Source organism: Thermostichus sp. MS-CIW-23 (genome assembly GCF_054059455.1).
On the sequence record NZ_JBSSCC010000071.1, the window covers coordinates 1 to 2,500 of the forward strand.

The 2,500-nt window shown below is 58.8% G+C and carries 2 tRNA genes and 2 rRNA genes (1 of these 4 cut by a window edge); all 4 read left to right on the forward strand.

Annotation, left to right across the window (positions count from 1 at the left end):
* Positions 1-1,403 (forward strand): 16S ribosomal RNA (locus ACVW0B_RS14100); the annotation flags it as partial.
* Between the two features lie 123 nt (positions 1,404-1,526).
* Positions 1,527-1,600, forward strand: a tRNA-Ile gene (locus tag ACVW0B_RS14105).
* Positions 1,601-1,689: 89 nt separating this feature from the next.
* Positions 1,690-1,765: transfer RNA gene (locus tag ACVW0B_RS14110), tRNA-Ala, on the forward strand.
* Positions 1,766-1,998: 233 nt separating this feature from the next.
* Positions 1,999-2,500: ribosomal RNA gene (locus ACVW0B_RS14115) — 23S ribosomal RNA — on the forward strand (it continues 2,307 nt past the right edge of the window).

Here is a 2,500-nt window from a genome sequence, read left to right on the forward strand (position 1 = left end):
CACCTTCGGGTGTTAGTGGCGGACGGGTGAGTAACACGTAGGAATCTACCCTCAGGCGGGGGATAACAGCTGGAAACGGCTGCTAATACCCCATACAGGCGGAAGCTGAAAGGAGCAATCCACCTGAGGATGAGCCTGCGTCGGATTAGCTAGTTGGTGGGGTAATGGCCTACCAAGGCGACGATCCGTAGCGGGTCTGAGAGGATGGCCCGCCACACTGGGACTGAGACACGGCCCAGACTCCTACGGGAGGCAGCAGTGGGGAATTTTCCGCAATGGGCGCAAGCCTGACGGAGCAATACCGCGTGAGGGAGGAAGGCCCTTGGGTTGTAAACCTCTTTTCTGGGGGACGAAAGCTGACGGTACCCCAGGAATAAGCCTCGGCTAACTCCGTGCCAGCAGCCGCGGTAAGACGGAGGAGGCAAGCGTTATCCGGAATTATTGGGCGTAAAGGGTACGTAGGCGGCTGGTCAAGTCTGGGGTCAAAGGCCACAGCTCAACTGTGGGAAGGCCCTGGAAACTGACCGGCTAGAGTGAGGTAGGGGTTGCGGGAATTCCCGGTGTAGCGGTGAAATGCGTAGAGATCGGGAAGAACACCTGAGGCGGAAGCGCGCAACTGGGCCTCAACTGACGCTGAGGTACGAAAGCTAGGGGAGCGAATGGGATTAGATACCCCAGTAGTCCTAGCCGTAAACGATGGACACTAGACGTTGGCCGTATCGACCCGGTCAGTGTCGGAGCTAACGCGTTAAGTGTCCCGCCTGGGGAGTACGCACGCAAGTGTGAAACTCAAAGGAATTGACGGGGGCCCGCACAAGCGGTGGAGCATGTGGTTTAATTCGATGCAACGCGAAGAACCTTACCAGGGCTTGACATGCCGCGAACCCTGCGGAAACGTGGGGGTGCCTTCGGGAGCGCGGACACAGGTGGTGCATGGCTGTCGTCAGCTCGTGTCGTGAGATGTTGGGTTAAGTCCCGCAACGAGCGCAACCCTTGTTCCTAGTTGCCAGCATTGAGTTGGGCACTCTAGGGAGACTGCCGGTGACAAACCGGAGGAAGGTGAGGATGACGTCAAGTCAGCATGCCCCTTACGCTCTGGGCTACACACGTGCTACAATGGCGCGGACAAAGGGTCGCGAGCGCGCGAGCGTGAGCCAATCCCAAAAACCGCGTCTCAGTTCAGATCGCAGGCTGCAACTCGCCTGCGTGAAGGCGGAATCGCTAGTAATCGCAGATCAGCATGCTGCGGTGAATACGTTCCCGGGCCTTGTACACACCGCCCGTCACACCATGGGAGCTGGCCATGCCCGAAGTCGGAGCACCCGCCGAAGGCAGGGCTGGTGACTGGGGTGAAGTCGTAACAAGGTAGCCGTACCGGAAGGTGCGGCTGGATCACCTCCTTTTAGGGAGACCTACCTTGGGGCATCTGAGGGGAGTTAGACCACCCTCAGGCCAGCAAAGGTTATCCCAGGTCGGTCGGGGTTGAGGGGATGGTTGACTGAGGTTCTGGGGGAGAGCCAAGGGAAGGGCTATTAGCTCAGGTGGTTAGAGCGCACCCCTGATAAGGGTGAGGTCCCTGGTTCGAGTCCAGGATGGCCCACTGTTTGTCCTGGAGAAGGGAGAGCTAGCAAGCTAGAAGCGAGCTGGCCAAGCTGAGGGCAAAGCCAGAGGGTAGGTGCAGTCTGGATTGGGGGTATAGCTCAGCTGGTAGAGCGCTGCCTTTGCACGGCAGAAGTCAGCGGTTCGAGTCCGCTTACCTCCACCACTTTGGTGAGGAGCGGGGAAGGGGTTCTCCAGTTGGATAGGTTGACGACCGGGCTAGGGGTTTGGGTCCGAGCACAAGCCTCCAGCCGGGTTGAGCCGGCCAGCACTTTGAAAACTGCATAGCAAGAGAGCAGCATGCTTCTGGGTTGAGCCCTCCGAGCCTTGGCTTGGGGGAAGCAGCAGCAACCTGGGGGCATGAGGCAGGTAGAACACCAATGTTACGTGAGGTGAAAAGGTCAAGTCAGTTAAGGGCGCACGGTGGATACCTAGGCACGCAGAGGCGAGGAAGGGCGTGTTACCGACGAAACGCTGCGGGGAGCTGGACAAAAGCGGTGATCCGCAGGTTCCCGAATGGGGCAACCCGGCAAGGCGCAAGCCTTGTCACCTTTGGCTGAATCCATAGGCTAAAGGGGCGAACGCGGCGAACTGAAACATCTTAGTAGCCGCAGGAAAAGAAAACAAAAGTGATTTCCTCAGTAGCGGCGAGCGAACGGGAAAGAGCCTAAACCGCTCAGCTACGGCTGGGCGGGGTTGTGGGACGGCCAAACGGCAGCCGGCGGGCTAGGGGAAGCAGCTGGAATGCTGCACCAGAGAAGGTGAAAGTCCTGTAGCCGAAAGCTCAAAGGCGCCGGCCGGATCCCGAGTAGCACGGGGCAGGGGAAATCCCGTGTGAATCGGCGAGAACCATCTCGTAAGGCTAAATACTCCTGCGTGACCGATAGTGAACCAGTACCGT